A 15,584-nucleotide genomic window follows, 5' to 3' on the forward strand; every position below is an offset into this window, starting at 1 on the left:
TGTGCTTCGCGATATTTTTGCGCAAAGCACAAAAAAACCCAACCGGCCTAAATCAAACCTATGCGAAAAACGTTAAGCGAAGCCGCAACAAAACCTTCAAATCATTGAAAACAAACATTTCGGAACAGCCGAAGCCAAAGCGCCACCAGACAGGACCGCGTGCGAAGCGCGCCACACGGGCAAAGCCGCCGCGCATCGCCTGCGCCCGATTGAATGACGCGATTGGCCCTGATTACGCGTTTCATTGCCCAATACCCTTACTCATCGGCCCATACTCGTACCACCCGGAAATCAAATCCTTTACAAGAGTGAAACGCCGCTGCCGTTTGAGATAGATATTGCAATTCCCGACAACTGTCAATATTATTTTCATTCTAATTATCGCCACACCAAGGTCCGACAAGTGTGTTCTATTACCGGACGACAGAGTTGATAGCGCGACATTGTCAAACAGAACACCCCTTTACCCGGTAAATGCAACCAGCATACGAGGCGAAATTCGATGAATCAAATACACGCCATGCGAGTCTTCGTCACAGTTGCGGAATCGCAAAGCTTTCGCCGGGCCGCGCAACAACTCGACGTCTCGAATGCACTGGTCACCCGCTCGGTTGCCATGCTCGAAGCGCACCTCCATACGCGGCTCATCAACCGCACCACGCGTAATCTTTCGCTTACCGAAGCAGGCCTTCGCTATCTCGACGGCTGCCGCAGCGTGCTCGAGGAACTCGACCACCTCGAAAATGCGCTCGCGCACACCGAGCGCGAGCCGAGCGGCACGCTGCGCGTGGCGGCGGCCAGCACGCTGTCGCTCGTCACGCTCACGCCGCTCATCGACGGCTACCGGCGGCGCTATCCGCGCGTGAACGTGCACCTCACGCTCGCCGAGCGGCAAATCGATCTGGTGGAGGACAGGTTCGACGTGGGTATCGTCGCGGCCTCGCCCGCGCGCAGCGGCCGCAACGACGACATGGAGATCATCGAGCAGGCGCTCGGCCTGGCAACGTTCGTGCCATGCGCATCGCCCGCCTGGATCGCCGAGCATGGCGAACCAGGCACGCCCGCACAGCTCGCGCGCCATGCCGCGGTGACGTTGCCGCCCGAAGAGCGCAGCGTCAGCTGGCAGTTCGCGAAGCCTGGCGAGCAAGCGCAACAGATCACGCTGCGCCCCGCCTATGCGGTAAATAACATGCTGATGGTGCGGCACGCCGCGCTCGCGGGCATGGGCGTGGCAGTCGTGCCCGCGTCGCTCGTCGCCGACGACTTCGCGGCCGGCACGCTGATCCGCCTGTTGCCCGAATACGAGATCGACGACCCAGAGGCCCACATGTCGATCGTCTATCCGAACCGCCAGTATCTGCCGGCAAAAACGCTGCGCTTCGTCGATTACGCCGTCGAGCATTTCCAGCATGCAAGCGATGGCGGCGGCAAAGCGACGGCCCAGCCTGCTGCGGCCCTTGCGGCCAGTCCAGCGGCGCTGCTGCCGGTTGGTGGCACGGTTGGTGGCACATTCGGCAGCACGCTCGGCAGCAGTCCGGCGCTGCACGCGATGAGCGGCAACTGAACGCCGCCTGAGTGCAAATCAGGCGCAGGCCAGACACAAACCGGGCAACACCCAAGGCGGCGCTTGACCGGTAGTCAAGCGCCGCTATGCCAGGTTCTGCGCCCCGCCTTCCCCGGCTTCGTCGAGGCCCACGGCGCCGCACAGCTCGCGCAGCAGCGGCGCTTCGCGCTCGTGCACTTCCACCGGCAGCCACGTCGCGCCCGCCCATGCGAGGTAGCGCGCACGATGCTGGCCGTTGCGAAATGCCACTACGCCCACGTGCGCGAGGCCGAGCCAACCCGCGAGCCCGGCCGCGCGCCGCCTCGCGATCGTCACGTAGGGCATCTGCGGCACCCGCTCGTTGTGTGGGTCGAGAAATTCGCGGATGCCGCGCACCTTGCCCACATGCCAGTCGTCGACCGGCTTGAGCACATAGTCGGTGTCGTCGCGCTCGGCGCAGACCAGCAGCTTGTGCAAGTCGACGATCACCACTTCGTGACGCGTGCCGTCGGTTGTGAAGACGCGCTTGAAGCGCACATAGTCGTAGGGATGATGGGCCGGCACCGGCACGACCCAGAAGGGTCCGGACGCGGACGGGTGCGGTGACGGGGTCGAAGGCATCTCGGTAGGCGTGGACAGGGACGTCGGCGGCATGCGGAGGGCGCGTCTCTCGTAGTAGTCGTGAAAAGCGGCCTAAGCTACGAGGGATTCGTGAAATTTTCGTGACCTATGCACCACGAATGCGCATGCCTCGCGCCTCAGGAAAAAAAACCGATGGACAAAGCGAACCCCATCCATCCCGCAAGCACCGAGACTTTTGGCAACCACGTGCGCATCGAAGCACGCGCTCAGGTTGCCACCATCGTGCTCGAACGGCCCGAGCAGCGCAACGCCATCGACCGCCCGGTAGCCGAAGCGCTGGCCGCCGCCTTCGCGCGCTTCGAAGCGAATCCGCAATGGCGCGCGGCGGTTCTGTTCGGCGCGGGCGGCACATTTTGCGCGGGCGCCGACCTGGGCGCGCTCAACGACGACGCAAGGCGCAACGAAGTCCACGCCGACGGCAGCGGCCCCGGCCCCCTCGGCCCCACGCGCATGACGCTCGCCAAGCCGGCCATCGCCGCCATCGCGGGATACGCCGTCGCGGGGGGCTCGAACTCGCGCTCCTTTGCGATTTGCGCGTCGTGGAAGAAGACGCCGTCCTCGGCGTGTTCTGCCGGCGTGTGGGCGTGCCGCTCATCGATGGCGGCAGTGTACGCCTGCCGCGTCTCATCGGCCTGTCGCGCGCGCTCGATCTGATCCTCACCGGGCGCGCCGTGAACGCCCAGGAAGCGCTCGCCTTCGGGCTTGCGAACCGCGTCGTGAAGCCGGGGACGGCGCGCGAGCAAGCCGAGGCGCTCGCGGCACAACTCGCGGCATTCCCGCAGGCGGCCTTGCTGGCTGACCGCCGCTCGGCCTGGGAAAACAGCACGCTGGCCGATCTCGGCGAAGCGTTGCGCCGCGAAGGCGCAGGCGGCTATCGCGCGGTCATGGACGAAGGGCTCGCGCTCGCCGCGCGCTTCGCCGCGGGCGCGGGCCGGCATGGCGATCCGCTCGATGGCTGATTCTTGAAGGTCTCCGCGCGAGCCGCTAAATTTGAATCAGACAGCCAACTCGACTGGCTGCCCGCCCCGCGCGCGCCGTCGGGATCGTCCACGCCGTCTGCTGCACGGCGGGACATTCCTAAGACGAGACGCCGCCGCGCACGACCCATGATGCCGCATCAGGGGATCCCTACATGCCGACGGATCGAATCATCCGCTTCGCGGATTTCGAGCTCGACGTCGAGCGCTACCAGCTTCGGCGCGCGGGCGAAGAAGTGCGGCTGGAGCGGTTGCCGATGGATCTCCTGATCCTGCTCGCCTCGCGCCACGGTGAGTTGATCTCGCGCGCGGACATTGTCGAGCGGCTATGGCACGGCAATCCATATCGCGACAACGAGAACGGCATCAACACCGCGATCCGCAAGATCCGCATCGCATTGGCCGACGACCCGGCGCGGCCGCGCCATCTCGTCACTGTGAAGGGCAAGGGCTACCGGCTCGACGGCGCGAGCTTCGCGAGCCGCTCAGACAGCACGGACACCGAGCCCATCGGCACGCACGGCGCCGTGCGCGTGCTGGTGCTGCCGTTTGCAAACCTCACGGGCGATGGCAAAGAGGCCTATTTCTGCAGCGCCCTCGCCGATGAGATCTCGGCCACGCTAGGCGCGCTCGGTGCGGATCGACTGCGCATGATCGCGCGCACAACCGCGGCGCGCTATCGCGACACGGCCAAGAGCATCGGCGAGATTGCGCGCGAGCTCAAGCTCGACTACGTGCTCGAAGGCTCGTTCTCGCGCCTAGCGCACAAGGTGCGCATCCTCACGCGCCTGATTCGTTGCGCCGACGAGGTTCAGATCTGGAGCCGCGCCCATGAGCCGGTTTCGCAGGACGCGCTCGACATCATCAAGGAAGCCGCCGGCGCGCTCGCGCAAGAGCTCACCTCCACGCTCTCCGAGCAACAGCGCTCCTTGCTCGCGCGGCGGCTGCCTGTCGACCCGGCCGCCCATGACGCCTATGTGCGCGGGCGTTACTTCTGGTACCGGCGCGTGCATTTCGATGCGGCGTTCTGCGCCCATCATGGCATCGACGGCGAAGACTTCGCGCGCAGCCGCGCCTATTTCGAGGCGGCGCTCGAGCACGATCCGAACTACGCGCTCGGCTACGCAGGGCTGTCGAACTACTACGGGGCGTCGGTCGTGCACGGCCTGTTCGCGCCCGACGACGGCTGGCCCGTCGCGCGCGCCCTCGCGCAAAGCGCGCTGGAGCTCGACCCGGACCTGCCCGAAGCCCATCACGCGCTTGCCGCCGTGCGCTACTTCTTCGACTGGGACTGGCCACGCGCCGAGGCGGGCTTCAAGGAAGCGCTGCGGCGCAATCCAAGCTATCCGGAGGCGCACCGGCTCTATGCGCGGCTGCTGCTCGCGGCGGGCCGCCATGCCGAAGGCCAGGTGGCGATGGCGCGCGCCGAGAAGATCGACCCGCTCGCGTTCCAGGGCTCGCGCGCCTTCGGCATGATTCTCGCGGGACAGCATGCGCAAGTCGTGCGCGAGTACCTCGCACCGGGTCACATGGAGCATTCGCCGCTCGTGTACCAGGTGCTGGCGACCGCGTTCGAAGTGAAGAAGCTCTTTGCGCAGGCCGTGGACGCCACGGTGGAAGCGCTCGAACGCTGCGATCTGCAAGCGCGCTCGACGGCGGTCCGTTCCCACTGGGAAGCCGGCGGCTACGACGCGGTATTGCACTGGTATCTGGACGACCTGCTTGCGCGGCGGCGCAGGCAGTACACCTCGCCCTTGTTGATTGCCGAGGCCTATGCGCGGCTCGCCCAACCCAACGAGATGTTCCAGTGGCTGGACGCGGCCCTCGCAGAGCGCGCTTCGCGCCTGTGCGAGCTGCGCATGAATCCCTGGTTCCAGCCGTATCGCGCGAGCGGGCGCATGCGGCGCGTCGAACAGCACATCGGGGGCGCACAGACGCATTGAAGTGCGCACAGGCCGCTTTTACGCGCTTTATAAGGGCACCTCTGGCGGCGCCCCATGGGCATGCCCCGGCAACGACAAGGGCGCCTCATGAGCGCCCTTTGCGTGTCTGGCGGCCGACCTGTGGGATGCCGGCCGCGCTCCGTGGCCGGCCACGGCGGCGGCCGGCCCGGCCAGAGTTTCGTTCGAGGTCTGCGTGCCTGCCTCAGTTGCCGTGGTACAGGTCGTTGTTCAGGCGGTCGCGTTCACCGGACTTGGTGGAACGCACGAGGTCCTGATACACCTGCGCATGGGTCAACCCTATCGGCGCCCCTGAGGCGCTATTGGTCATGGGCGTGCCGCCCACGTCCTGCGAAGCCGACGGTGCGCCCTGAGACGGATCGGACGACGTATCGGCAAACGCGAGTCCTGCGAATAAGGCGGCCGCGCAGGCCACCGCGATGCGTACTGTGTTCATCGTGTTCATGTCATCGCTCCAGGAGGAAAGCGCATGCACCCCACCCGCCATGCGCGGCGCGGACGAAGCCAGCTGTCTCACCCGCAAACTGAAGAACGGGTGCCGCGCCGGGGAATGCGCACTGGATCGTAGAGAGATGGTGCGGCGCGGCTGTGGGGCGCACCATGGACGCAACCTGAAGAAATCGTCAAGGCCGCCCGCGCCTGGCGAGTGTTGCGTAAGAAGAACGCAAGAAAAGCGTGCCGCATGCGGCGCGGCGCATTTCAGTACAATTCCGGCTTGACTTCGGTTGCTCCGCGTTTGACCCGAAACGCGTGCACAGTCGGACCAGCGACGCCCCGCTACGCACGACACCCTGTGCGCCGCCCGCCGCGACTCGACCTCGAGCGGCGCGCCGCGAACCGAGCACACGCGCACCTCATAACGCCCCCTGCCCATGCCATTGCCCCTTCTTGCCCTTGCCGTCGCCGCGTTTGGTATCGGTACCACCGAGTTCGTCATCATGGGCCTCTTGCCCGATGTCGCGCGCGACTTGAGCGTGTCGATTCCGGCGGCGGGCATGCTCGTCTCGGCTTATGCGCTCGGCGTGACGATCGGCGCGCCCATCGTTGCCATCGCCGTCGCGAACGTGCCGCGCAAGGCGGCGCTCATGCGCTTGATCGGCATCTTCATCGTCGGCAACCTGCTGTGCGCACTCGCCCCCAATTACCCGATCCTGATGGCCGCGCGCATCGTCACCGCGTTCTGCCACGGCGCGTTCTTCGGCATCGGCTCGGTGGTCGCCGCGGGGCTCGTGGCGCCCAACCGCCGCGCCCAGGCCATCGCCCTCATGTTCACCGGCCTCACGCTCGCAAACGTGCTGGGCGTGCCGCTCGGCACGGCGCTCGGCCAGCTCGCGGGCTGGCGCACGACCTTCTGGGCCGTGACCGGCATCGGCGTGCTCGCGGCGGCGGCGCTGCAGGTCTGCCTGCCCAGGCACATCGAGATGCCCAAGGCGAGCCTCGTGCACGAATTCAGCGTGCTCAGGAACCCGCAGGTGCTGATGGTGCTCGGCATGAGCGTGCTGGCCTCGGCAAGCCTGTTCTCGGTGTTCACCTACATCACGCCGATCCTCGAAGACGTCACGGGCTTCTCGCCGCATGACGTCACCTTCGTGCTGCTGGTGTTCGGCCTCGGCCTCACGGTGGGCAGCACGCTCGGCGGCAGGCTCGCCGACTGGAAGCTCATGCGCTCGCTGCTCTCGCTGATTGCCGCAATTGGCGTGGTGCTCGCGGTGTTCGCGTTCACCATGCACGATCAGTTCGCGGCGGTCGCGACCATCTTCATGTGGGGCGTGCTCGCCTTCGCTATCGTGCCGCCGCTGCAGATGCTCATCGTCAATCGCGCGAGCGCTGCGCCGAACCTCGCATCCACGCTCAACCAGGGCGCCTTCAATCTCGGCAACGCAAGCGGCGCCTGGCTCGGCGGCGCGGCGATCAGCGCGGGCGCGCCGCTCACCGCGCTGCCGTGGGTGGGCATCCTCATGGCGTTCGCGGCGCTTGGGCTCACCTTCGTCTCGGCGCAGCTCGACCGGCGCGCGCGCCGACGCACGGCGGTGGCGGCGCCCACGTCCTGCGTTTGACGGGCCTGGGCCGCGGGCAGCGCGCCGCCCCGCATCCGCTCGCCCGTAGTAGCATCCTGCCCGATGAAAACCGTCCTCACCCGCGATTTCCTCGCGCTGATCCTGAGCGTGGCCGTGGTCGGCCTCGGTTCCGGCGCGACCTTGCCGCTCACCGCCCTCGCCCTCACCGACGCCGGCTACGGCACCGCCATCGTCGGCCTGCTCACCGCCGCGCAAGCGTTCGGCGGGCTCCTTGTCGTGCCGGCCACAGCGTGGATCACCACGCGCTTCGGCTCGCGCCAGGTGATCGTGGGCGCGGTGCTCGTCGTCGCTGTCGCAACCGCGCTCATGCAGCTCGGCGCGAACCTGTGGCTCTGGGCGCTCTTGCGCATGGCCTGCGGCGCGGCGCTGATGCTGCTCTTCACGATCGGCGAGGCCTGGGTCAACGAGCTCGCCAACGACACCAACCGCGGCCGCGTGGTCGGCATCTACGCGACCACCTTCACGCTGTTCCAGATGGCCGGCCCCGTGCTCGTGAGCCAGATCGCGGGCTTCACGGCGTGGCGCTTCGCGATCTGCGGCGCGCTGTTCCTGATCGCGCTGCCGATGCTCGCGGCGATCCGCACGCGCGCGAAGGGCGCGGACTCGCACGAAAAGCACGGCAGCTGGCGCCATGTCCTGCCGAAGATGCCCGCGATCATCGTCGCCACGGGGTTCTTCGCGCTGTTCGACACGCTCGCGCTCTCGCTCTTGCCGCTCTTCGCGATGGGCCACGGGATCGACAGCGAAACGGCCGTGCTGTTCGCATCCGCTGTTCTGCTCGGCGACACCACCATGCAGTTCCCCATCGGCTGGCTTGCCGACCGGCTCGGCCGCGAACGCGTGCACGCGCTCATGGGTGTGCTCGTGGCGGCGCTCTTGCCGCTGCTGCCATTGGCCATTGCGACGCCCTGGCTGCGCTGGCCACTGTTGTTCATGCTGGGTGCGGCGGCGGGCTCGATCTACACGCTCTCCATCGTCGCGTGCGGCGAGCGTTTCGAGGGTGTGGCGCTCGTTTCGGCAAGCGCGCTCGTGAGCGCGGCGTGGAGCGCGGCGAGCTTCGGCGGCCCGATCGTCACCGGCGCGCTAATGGAGCACGCGGGCCGCGACGCCATGCTCTGGGTGCTGTTCGCGTGCGCGCTGCTGTTTCTCGGCACGCTGCGCTGGGAACGCGCACGCGGGATTGTGCGCGTGCGGGCTTAGAAGGCCAGTTCCGACCAGTCATCCCGGTGCGGTTTGACGAACGACAATGCGAGCCCAATTCTTCACGCGCTGATCCGGGCGCGCGACCGGCGACCCATAAAATAAAAGGGCGCCACCGAAGTGGCGCCCTTACAGCAAGAAGTCGGGGGTCCGCTTACCCGGAGGCAGCTGCCGACACTGATCCCGACTTTTCGTCAGTAATCTTACGGAAAACGGAATACACGGTCAATGGAGCTCTCCGACGACACCCTGGCCGCCATCACCCTGCTCTTGTCCGGCGAGCGTCTCGGAACGTTCCTGGCGCTCGCGGGCTCTCCCCGACCGGCCATCGCGCTTCACCAGCAAACGCTGCAGGTCGCGGGAACCCTTATGTGCGTGACAGCAGTCGTCGAGATTGCACTGCGCAACACCATCTGTGACCATCTCGCAAACCACTTCGGCACCACTGACTGGCTGCGTGCCCCACCTGCGCCATTCGGTTGGCGCGACCAGGAAAAAACGCGGATCGGCGAAGCCATTGCCAGCGCGCAACGTGCTGCATACACCAAGATGGATACCGCACAGAAGCGCACTATCGACGACAGGCTGTTCCGCAATGGCGTGCCACCGGGGCTGACGCATGAACGACACGCGAAGATTAGACAACAGTCACTTGCGGTGCCAAATGGCCAGGTGATTGCCCAGTTGACGCTGTATTTCTGGAAGCGACTCTTCTCAGCCGAATATGAATCGCCGCTCTGGCGCCCCGTACTCAAGCGAGTCTTTCCCGACAAGACGCTGCGACGAGCGGACGTTGCAGTCCAACTCGAGCGGATCTACCAGACACGCAACCGGATTGCCCATCATGAACCTGTGTACGGTCATCGCCTGCACGATACGCTCGAGGCAATTGCCTTCATCGTGACGCGACTCGGACAGTACGCACCGTGCCACGCGACGCCGCTCGCGCAGTTGCTGGTCGACGAATGGCGAACACTTTCCGCGCAAGCCGCAGGGCTGCGAGCAAGCTTCGCTGCCATGTCACCGGTTTCGTCAGTCCTGCCAGCCGGACATGAAACGCATGACGCAACGGCCCTTGCCAATCCGCAGTAGGCCATCGCCAGCCTGGACAAACGACAACGGCCAACGCGCCTCTCAGCGTAACGGCCCCTGTGCGGATGGCGACGGACCGCCGCCGCCGTACCGCCTCAATTACTTCAACGCCGGCAAAATCGTGCCGACGCACGTGCCGAAGCCCACGCGATAGCCTTCGCCCTGGCACCAGCCCGCGAGCGTGAGCTCGTCGCCGTCTTCGATGAAGCCGCGCTTGCCGCCGCTCTTGAGTTCGAGCGGGTTCTTCGCGTTCCACGTCAGTTCGAGCAGGCTGCCGAACGAATCGGGTGTCGAGCCCGAGATCGTGCCCGAGCCCATCAGATCGCCCACGCGCGTGTTGCAGCCGGCCACCGTGTGATGCGCGAGTTGCTGCGCCATCGTCCAGTACATGTGGCGGAAATTCGTGCGCGCGATCGTGGTGGCCTCGCTCGCGCCTTCGGGGCGCAGCAGCACTTCGAGCGCGAGGTCGAACGCATGGTTGCCCGCGTGACGCAGATACTCGAGCGGCTGCGGCTCCTGCGCCGGCTGCGCGACGCGAAACGGCTCAAGCGCATCGAGCGTCACGACCCACGGCGAGATCGTGGTGGCGAAGGTCTTCGCATTGAACGGCCCGAGCGGCACATATTCCCACTGCTGGATGTCGCGCGCGCTCCAGTCGTTGAGCAGCACCAAGCCGAAGATATGCTCCTCGGCGTGCTCGCACGCGATGGGTTCGCCGAGCGCATTGCCGCGGCCGACGATAAAGCCCGTCTCCAGCTCGATGTCGAGCTTGCGGCACGCGCCGAACACGGGACGCTCCTGATCGGGCAGCTTCAACTGGCCATTGGGACGGCGCACCGGCGTGCCGCTCACCACCACCGACGAAGCGCGCCCGTTATAGCCGATCGGCATCTCGGACCAGTTCGGCAGCAGCGCATTCTTCGGATCGCGAAACATCGAACCCACATTCGTCGCGTGCTCCTTCGACGAATAGAAGTCCGTATAGCCTGGAATCTCCACGGGCAGATGCAGCTTCGCATCAGCGAGCTTCACGAACGCGCGCTGGCGCAGCCCGGCGTCCTCGCGCAACGCTGCCGTTTCGCGTGCGAGCAGTGACGAAAGCTGCACGCGCACGCTGCGCCACACATCGCGGCCCAGCGCGATGAAATCGTTCAGTGCGGGGCGTGCGAAAACATTCTGCGCGTTTTGCGCAGCGCCGGATCCAGCGGGCAAGCGCAACAATCCGGCCTCGTGCAGCACTGCCAGATCGACGACCGAGTCGCCGATCGCCACGCCCACGCGCGCGTTCGCGTTGCTTGCCGTGCTGAACACACCGAAAGGCAGATTCTGAATCGGGAAATCGCAGGCGGCGTCGTTCGCGCTGTCGATCCAGCTCTTGCGCTGCGGATCTAGCGTTGCCTGCAGATCGGCAGGAATGGGGTTGCTCATGGCTTCTCCGGATTGAAGTGTTTCTTGAGGCCTTGCCAGCACTCGTAGTAATGCGCCTGCAACTGCGCCGTTTCGAGCGCGAAGCGCGTCGGACGGATCAGCGTGCGGGTCTCGAACATGAACGCCATCGTGTCGCCCACCTTGTGGGGTTTCGACGTATCGGCGCTCGAAGCCTTCTCGAAGGTCTCGGCATCGGGGCCGTGGCCCGACATGCAGTTGTGCAGGCTCGAGCCGCCCGGCACGAAGCCTTCGGCCTTGGCGTCGTACACGCCGTGCACGAGGCCCATGAACTCGCTCGCGACGTTGCGGTGGTACCAGGGCGGACGGAAGGTGTTCTCGGCCGCGAGCCAGCGCGGCGGGAAGATCACGAAGTCGATCGAGTCGACGCCCGGGGTGTCGGTAGGCGCATGCAGCACGAGGAAGATCGACGGATCCGGGTGGTCATAGCTGATCGAGCCGATCGTGTTGTAGCGGCGCAGGTCGTACTTGTACGGCGCGTAGTTGCCGTGCCACGCGACCACGTCGAGCGGCGAATGGCCGATGTCGGCGCGCCAGAGCTCGCCATTCAACTTCGCGACGAGTTCGAATTGCCCTTCGCGGTCCTCGTAGGCCGCGCGCGGCGTGAGGAAGTCGCGCGGATTCGCGAGACCGTTCGAGCCGATCACGCCCAGGTCGGGCAGCCGCAGCAGCGCGCCGAAGTTCTCGCAGATATAGCCGCGCGCCTCGCCATCGGGCAGCTCGACCTGGAAACGCACGCCGCGCGGGATCACGGCGATCTCGAACGGCTCGATCTCGAGCTTGCCCATCTCGGTCGCGATCGCAAGGCGTCCTTCCTGTGGAACGATCAGGAGCTCGCCGTCGGTGTTGTAGAAGAAGCGGTCGACCATCGGGCGGTTCGCCGCGTACAGATGGATCGCACAGCCGCTCATCGAGGCCGCCGAGCCGTTGCCCGCCATCGTCACCCAGCCGTCGACGAAGTCGGTCGGCTCCGTGGGCATCGGCAGCGGGTCCCAGCGCAGCTGGTTGGGCGGCGTGGGCGGCACATCGCCAAAATCGGCAACGAGGCGCGGCGCGCTGCCGTTGCCGCCCTCGACGCTCGCGCGCGCGGCGAGCGGCGTGAACGGCTGGTGCACCGCGCCCGGACGGATGCGATAGAACCAGGTGCGGCGGTTGTGCGAGCGCGGCGCCGTGAAGGCCGTGCCCGAAAGCTGCTCGGCATAGAGGCCGTAAGCGCAGCGCTGCGGCGAATTCTGGCCATCGGGCAAGGCGCCGGGCAGCGCCTCGGTGGCGAATTCGTTGCCGAAGCCGCTCATATAGCCGTCGGCCACCGCGCTCGTGGCGCTTTTCCCGCTTTTTCCTGCCGCCGCCTGGGTTGCGTCCCGCAAGGGTGCGTTCATCACTGTCTCTCCACGTTCTGCCGCGCCGCAGGCGCCCGGACGGGCGACCTCGGGCCGGCACGAATGATCCGGTTCTACGGGCAAGACGCGTCGGCTTCCTCCGACAGAACCCGTCGCGCGATTTACGAATAGTAAAACGGATTATGATTAGTGAAATTCAACGTAAACCCTAACCTCCCCCTCTCGCCGGCCGGAAATCCGCTCTTGCATGGATATCGTTATCACTAATCGGTGCATGTTGGAGCGCCACGGGCTGCTACCATCAAGCCATGCGGCCCCGTAGCCGCAACAACCGAACCGGCGCGGGCCGCTTGCCCGCGCTTATCTCATTAAGCCTGTCGCCACCTCACTTTCGCGTCATGATTGCTCCGACCATTCCCGAGCTCGTCGCCCGCGCCGCCAACCACCCGTTTCTCGGCGAGCACCTGAGGCTGGGCGTCGGCACGCATAGCGCCGAAGCCGTCGCGCGCCGCAACGGCGTGGAGCTTCTGAGCGCCTATGAGCCGATTTACGACATCAGCGTGCACGGCGGCGCGCAGTCGCTCACGGCGGATCTCGCGTTGGCCTCGCGCTTCGGCGATGAACTCGGCTACCAGGCGGTGACGCTGCACGAGCACGACGGCAAGACCGAGCCCTTCGACCCGTTCGCCGATACGCTCGACGACCCCGAGCTCGTCGCGCTCGACCGCTGCGTGCGCGCGCTGCACACGATCAACTTTCTTGGCTCGCAGCAGCATGGGCTGCTCTTTCTGCGCGTTCACGAGCGGCTGCTCAAGAGCGTGAAATACGACCATGGGCGGCACTTCTCGAACGTGCTGGTGTCGTTCGGCCTGAACCCAGGGCGCGTGGTGATCGAATTGCCGGCGGCGGCGGTCGCGCATCGGACCTTCGTCGGCTATCTGACGAAAAGCTACCAGCGCTATGGATTCAAGGTGGCGGGCAATCTGCCCAACGCGGGGCAGATTCTTTCGGTGTCCGACATGGCGCGGCTCGACTTCGTGAAGATGGATGCGAGCGCGGCCCTGCGCGATTCGATGGTGAAGCCGCTCGTGAGCTATGCGGCGCGGTTGCGCATGCCGCTGATCTTCAACCGCGTGGTGGACGCCGCGCAGTTCGAGCAGTTGCAGCAGTACGATGTGCGCTTCGTGCAAGGGCCCGTGTTCGCTACGCAGCACAGCGCGGCGTAGCTCGGGGCAAGCCAGAAGCCGGTTGGCTGGAAAAACGCCGCGCTTCGAAGGGCGCGGCGTAGTGAGTCCCCAGGCGGGCGCCCAGAAGTGCGAAAGCCGCGCGTGCGCCGGAATTGGCTACGTGCGCGGCTGCAAGCGCGGTTGCAAGGCGGCGGCTACAGGCGGGATTACAGGCTGATGGGTTCCTGCTCGAGTTCCACGCCGAAACGCACGAGCACGTCACGGCGGATCGCCTGGGCCAGTTCGAGGATATCGTTGCCGGTGGCGCCCCCGCGGTTCACGAGCACGAGCGCCTGGCGCTCGTGCACGGCCGCCGCGCGCAGCGCGCGCCCTTTCCAGCCGCACTGATCGATCAGCCAGCCCGCGGCGAGCTTCACGCGGCCGTCGGCCTGGCGATACGAAATGATGTGCGGCTCGCGCGCGACGAGCGCGTCGAACTGCGGCGCGTCGATCACCGGATTCTTGAAAAAGCTGCCCGCGTTGCCGAGCACGAGCGGATCGGGCAGCTTCGCGCGACGCACCGCCACCACGGCGTCGAATACGTCGCGCGCGCATTGCGCCTCGGGCAGCCCGCGTTGCGCGAGCTCGCGCGCGAGGTCGGCGTAACCGGCGTTGGGTTGCCATGCCTTTGGCAGCCGGAAGGTCACCGAAGTAATCACGAAACGATCACGCCCTTCGCGCTTGAAGAAGCTGTCGCGATAGCCAAAGCGGCATTCGGCGGCATCGAACTCGTACGGCGTGCCGGACTGCAGCTCGATCGCGCGCACGCTCGCGCAGCGCTCGGCCATTTCCAGCCCATAGGCGCCGATGTTCTGAATGGGCGCCGCGCCCACCGTGCCCGGGATCAGCGCGAGGTTCTCGAGGCCGGGCATGGCCGCTTCGAGCGTCCACGTCACGAAATCGTGCCAGTTCTCACCGGCGCCTGCTTCGACGTACCAGGCGTCGTCGTCCTCGCGCGTCACACGCTTGCCCGCCAGCGCGACGAGCAGCACGAGGCCGTCGAAGTCGCGCGTGAGCACGATGTTGCTGCCGCCGCCCAGCACGAGCGTGCGCAGGCCCTGGGCACGCGCGTCCCGCACGGCGGCGACCAGATCCGTCTCGCTCCCGATACGGCATGCGAGGCGTGCGCGCACGTCGAAGCCAAAGGTGTTGTGTGCGCGCAGCGGATAGCCGGCGGCGAACCACACCGGGGACGGATCGACGGACGTGGCGGAAACGGGCATCGAGGATGGATGTGACACGAAAAAGCCGAAGACGGAAAAACGGGCGCTGAAAGCGAAAAACGCACACTGGAAAACGCGGTGCCGTGGCGTGCACGCACCAGCGAGTGCGAGAAGCTATGCGAGCCGATGCGAAGACGTGTGGCCGAGCCCAGGCACACTGGCTGCGGGGCCGCCACTGCGCAGCCTTGGGCAAACACGACGGCGCCGGTAAAATGGCGTCGGTCCGTGATTATAGCGAGTACTGGGCATATCGCCGTAAAGGCAGCCGGACAAAACGGCTGCGGCACGCTAGCGCACGATTCGTGCGGCTCGCGCGCCACTCGCACTTTTGGGAGAAAGCAATGCCATCGTTTGACGTCGTCAGCGAAGCCAACATGATCGAAGTGAAGAACGCCGTCGAGCAATCCAACAAGGAGATCTCCACGCGCTTCGACTTCAAGGGCTCGGATTCGCGCGTCGAGCAAAAGGAACGCGAACTGACCGCGTTCGCCGACGACGATTTCAAGCTCGGTCAGGTGAAGGACGTGCTGGTTTCGAAAATGGCCAAGCGCAATGTGGACGTGCGCTTCCTCGACTACGGCAAGATCGAGAAGATCGGCGGCGACAAGGTCAAGCAGGTCATCACCGTGAAAAAGGGCGTCTCGGGAGACCTCGCCAAGAAGATCGTCAGGCTCGTGAAGGACAGCAAGATCAAGGTGCAGGCGAGCATCCAGGGCGACGCCGTGCGCGTCACGGGCGCCAAGCGCGACGATCTGCAGAGCGTGATCGCCTTGCTGCGCAAGGACGTGACCGATACCCCGCTCGACTTCAATAACTTCCGCGACTGATTCGTCTGGCTCTGTCCCGGTTTTCCCGG

12 protein-coding genes and 1 pseudogene are annotated in these 15,584 nt (G+C 65.9%); 8 read left to right on the forward strand and 5 right to left on the reverse strand.

All coding sequences use genetic code 11. The features are described 5' to 3' along the window. Positions 1 to 502: 502 nt before the first annotated feature. On the forward strand, positions 503 to 1,564 hold the full coding sequence (locus tag EYW47_RS31325) for a LysR family transcriptional regulator (protein WP_133198689.1): 1,062 nt from the start codon (positions 503 to 505) through the stop codon (positions 1,562 to 1,564). An 84-nt stretch (positions 1,565 to 1,648) separates the two neighbouring features. Here the strand turns inward: EYW47_RS31325 and EYW47_RS31330 are convergent, their stop codons facing one another. Then, positions 1,649 to 2,197, reverse strand: a complete 549-nt coding sequence (locus tag EYW47_RS31330) for a plasmid fertility inhibition factor family protein (protein WP_377785263.1) — start codon at positions 2,195 to 2,197, stop codon at positions 1,649 to 1,651. Positions 2,198 to 2,317: 120 nt separating this feature from the next. Between EYW47_RS31330 and EYW47_RS31335 the strand changes: the two are divergent. Together EYW47_RS31335 and EYW47_RS31340 are read left to right on the forward strand one after the other, a co-directional pair. Continuing rightward, a pseudogene (locus EYW47_RS31335) lies at positions 2,318 to 3,144 on the forward strand (crotonase/enoyl-CoA hydratase family protein). 173 nt (positions 3,145 to 3,317) lie between these two features. Continuing rightward, positions 3,318 to 5,105, forward strand: coding sequence for a winged helix-turn-helix domain-containing protein (locus EYW47_RS31340; RefSeq protein ID WP_133198690.1), 1,788 nt, complete (start codon positions 3,318 to 3,320; stop codon positions 5,103 to 5,105). A 202-nt stretch (positions 5,106 to 5,307) separates the two neighbouring features. Here the strand turns inward: EYW47_RS31340 and EYW47_RS31345 are convergent, their stop codons facing one another. Next, a complete protein-coding gene (locus EYW47_RS31345; protein ID WP_133198691.1) occupies positions 5,308 to 5,568 on the reverse strand; it encodes a hypothetical protein in 261 nt (86 codons plus the stop codon). A gap of 427 nt (positions 5,569 to 5,995) precedes the next feature. Between EYW47_RS31345 and EYW47_RS31350 the strand changes: the two genes are divergently transcribed. The 3 genes from EYW47_RS31350 to EYW47_RS31360 all read left to right on the forward strand — a co-directional run bounded on the left by EYW47_RS31350 (position 5,996) and on the right by EYW47_RS31360 (position 9,493). Then, positions 5,996 to 7,180, forward strand: a complete 1,185-nt coding sequence (locus tag EYW47_RS31350) for an MFS transporter (protein WP_133198692.1) — start codon at positions 5,996 to 5,998, stop codon at positions 7,178 to 7,180. A gap of 63 nt (positions 7,181 to 7,243) precedes the next feature. Next, complete coding sequence (locus EYW47_RS31355) at positions 7,244 to 8,401, forward strand: MFS transporter (RefSeq protein ID WP_133198693.1); 1,158 nt, start codon at positions 7,244 to 7,246, stop codon at positions 8,399 to 8,401. 228 nt (positions 8,402 to 8,629) lie between these two features. Then, positions 8,630 to 9,493, forward strand: coding sequence for a hypothetical protein (locus tag EYW47_RS31360; RefSeq protein WP_133198694.1), 864 nt, complete (start codon positions 8,630 to 8,632; stop codon positions 9,491 to 9,493). 99 nt (positions 9,494 to 9,592) lie between these two features. Here the strand turns inward: EYW47_RS31360 and fahA are convergent, their stop codons facing one another. Next, a complete protein-coding gene (fahA, locus tag EYW47_RS31365; RefSeq protein WP_165976727.1) occupies positions 9,593 to 10,921 on the reverse strand; it encodes a fumarylacetoacetase in 1,329 nt (442 codons plus the stop codon). Then, a complete protein-coding gene (gene hmgA / locus EYW47_RS31370; protein ID WP_240763999.1) occupies positions 10,918 to 12,234 on the reverse strand; it encodes a homogentisate 1,2-dioxygenase in 1,317 nt (438 codons plus the stop codon). The genes fahA and hmgA overlap by 4 nt, the downstream gene beginning before the upstream one ends. A 443-nt stretch (positions 12,235 to 12,677) precedes the next feature. Between hmgA and EYW47_RS31375 the strand changes: the two genes are divergently transcribed. Beyond that, positions 12,678 to 13,505 carry an EAL domain-containing protein gene (locus EYW47_RS31375; protein ID WP_133198697.1) on the forward strand — a complete coding sequence of 276 codons (828 nt, stop codon included), beginning with the start codon at positions 12,678 to 12,680 and terminating at the stop codon, positions 13,503 to 13,505. A 167-nt stretch (positions 13,506 to 13,672) separates the two neighbouring features. On the opposite strand, the gene murB is transcribed toward EYW47_RS31375, so the two are convergent. Then, entirely contained in the window at positions 13,673 to 14,728 is a 1,056-nt protein-coding gene (gene murB, locus EYW47_RS31380) for a UDP-N-acetylmuramate dehydrogenase (RefSeq protein ID WP_133198731.1), read from the reverse strand. Positions 14,729 to 15,069: 341 nt separating this feature from the next. On the opposite strand from murB, the gene EYW47_RS31385 reads away from it, so the two are divergent. Then, a complete protein-coding gene (locus EYW47_RS31385) occupies positions 15,070 to 15,555 on the forward strand; it encodes a YajQ family cyclic di-GMP-binding protein (protein ID WP_133198698.1) in 486 nt (161 codons plus the stop codon). The last annotated feature ends 29 nt before the right edge of the window (positions 15,556 to 15,584 follow it).

Source organism: Paraburkholderia silviterrae (assembly GCF_004353915.1).
Taxonomy (GTDB): domain Bacteria; phylum Pseudomonadota; class Gammaproteobacteria; order Burkholderiales; family Burkholderiaceae; genus Paraburkholderia; species Paraburkholderia silviterrae.

Excerpts from the sequence above, each read along its gene's own strand:
- EYW47_RS31325 (WP_133198689.1), top strand. The coding sequence starts at position 503 with ATGAATCAAATACACGCCATGCGAGTCTTCGTCACAGTTGCGGAATCG.
- EYW47_RS31330 (WP_377785263.1), bottom strand. The coding sequence starts at position 2,197 with ATGCCGCCGACGTCCCTGTCCACGCCTACCGAGATGCCTTCGACCCCG.
- EYW47_RS31340 (WP_133198690.1), top strand. The coding sequence starts at position 3,318 with ATGCCGACGGATCGAATCATCCGCTTCGCGGATTTCGAGCTCGACGTC.
- EYW47_RS31345 (WP_133198691.1), bottom strand. The coding sequence starts at position 5,568 with ATGAACACGATGAACACAGTACGCATCGCGGTGGCCTGCGCGGCCGCC.
- EYW47_RS31350 (WP_133198692.1), top strand. The coding sequence starts at position 5,996 with ATGCCATTGCCCCTTCTTGCCCTTGCCGTCGCCGCGTTTGGTATCGGT.
- EYW47_RS31355 (WP_133198693.1), top strand. The coding sequence starts at position 7,244 with ATGAAAACCGTCCTCACCCGCGATTTCCTCGCGCTGATCCTGAGCGTG.
- EYW47_RS31360 (WP_133198694.1), top strand. The coding sequence starts at position 8,630 with ATGGAGCTCTCCGACGACACCCTGGCCGCCATCACCCTGCTCTTGTCC.
- fahA (WP_165976727.1), bottom strand. The coding sequence starts at position 10,921 with ATGAGCAACCCCATTCCTGCCGATCTGCAGGCAACGCTAGATCCGCAG.
- hmgA (WP_240763999.1), bottom strand. The coding sequence starts at position 12,234 with ATGAGCGGCTTCGGCAACGAATTCGCCACCGAGGCGCTGCCCGGCGCC.
- EYW47_RS31375 (WP_133198697.1), top strand. The coding sequence starts at position 12,678 with ATGATTGCTCCGACCATTCCCGAGCTCGTCGCCCGCGCCGCCAACCAC.
- murB (WP_133198731.1), bottom strand. The coding sequence starts at position 14,728 with ATGCCCGTTTCCGCCACGTCCGTCGATCCGTCCCCGGTGTGGTTCGCC.
- EYW47_RS31385 (WP_133198698.1), top strand. The coding sequence starts at position 15,070 with ATGCCATCGTTTGACGTCGTCAGCGAAGCCAACATGATCGAAGTGAAG.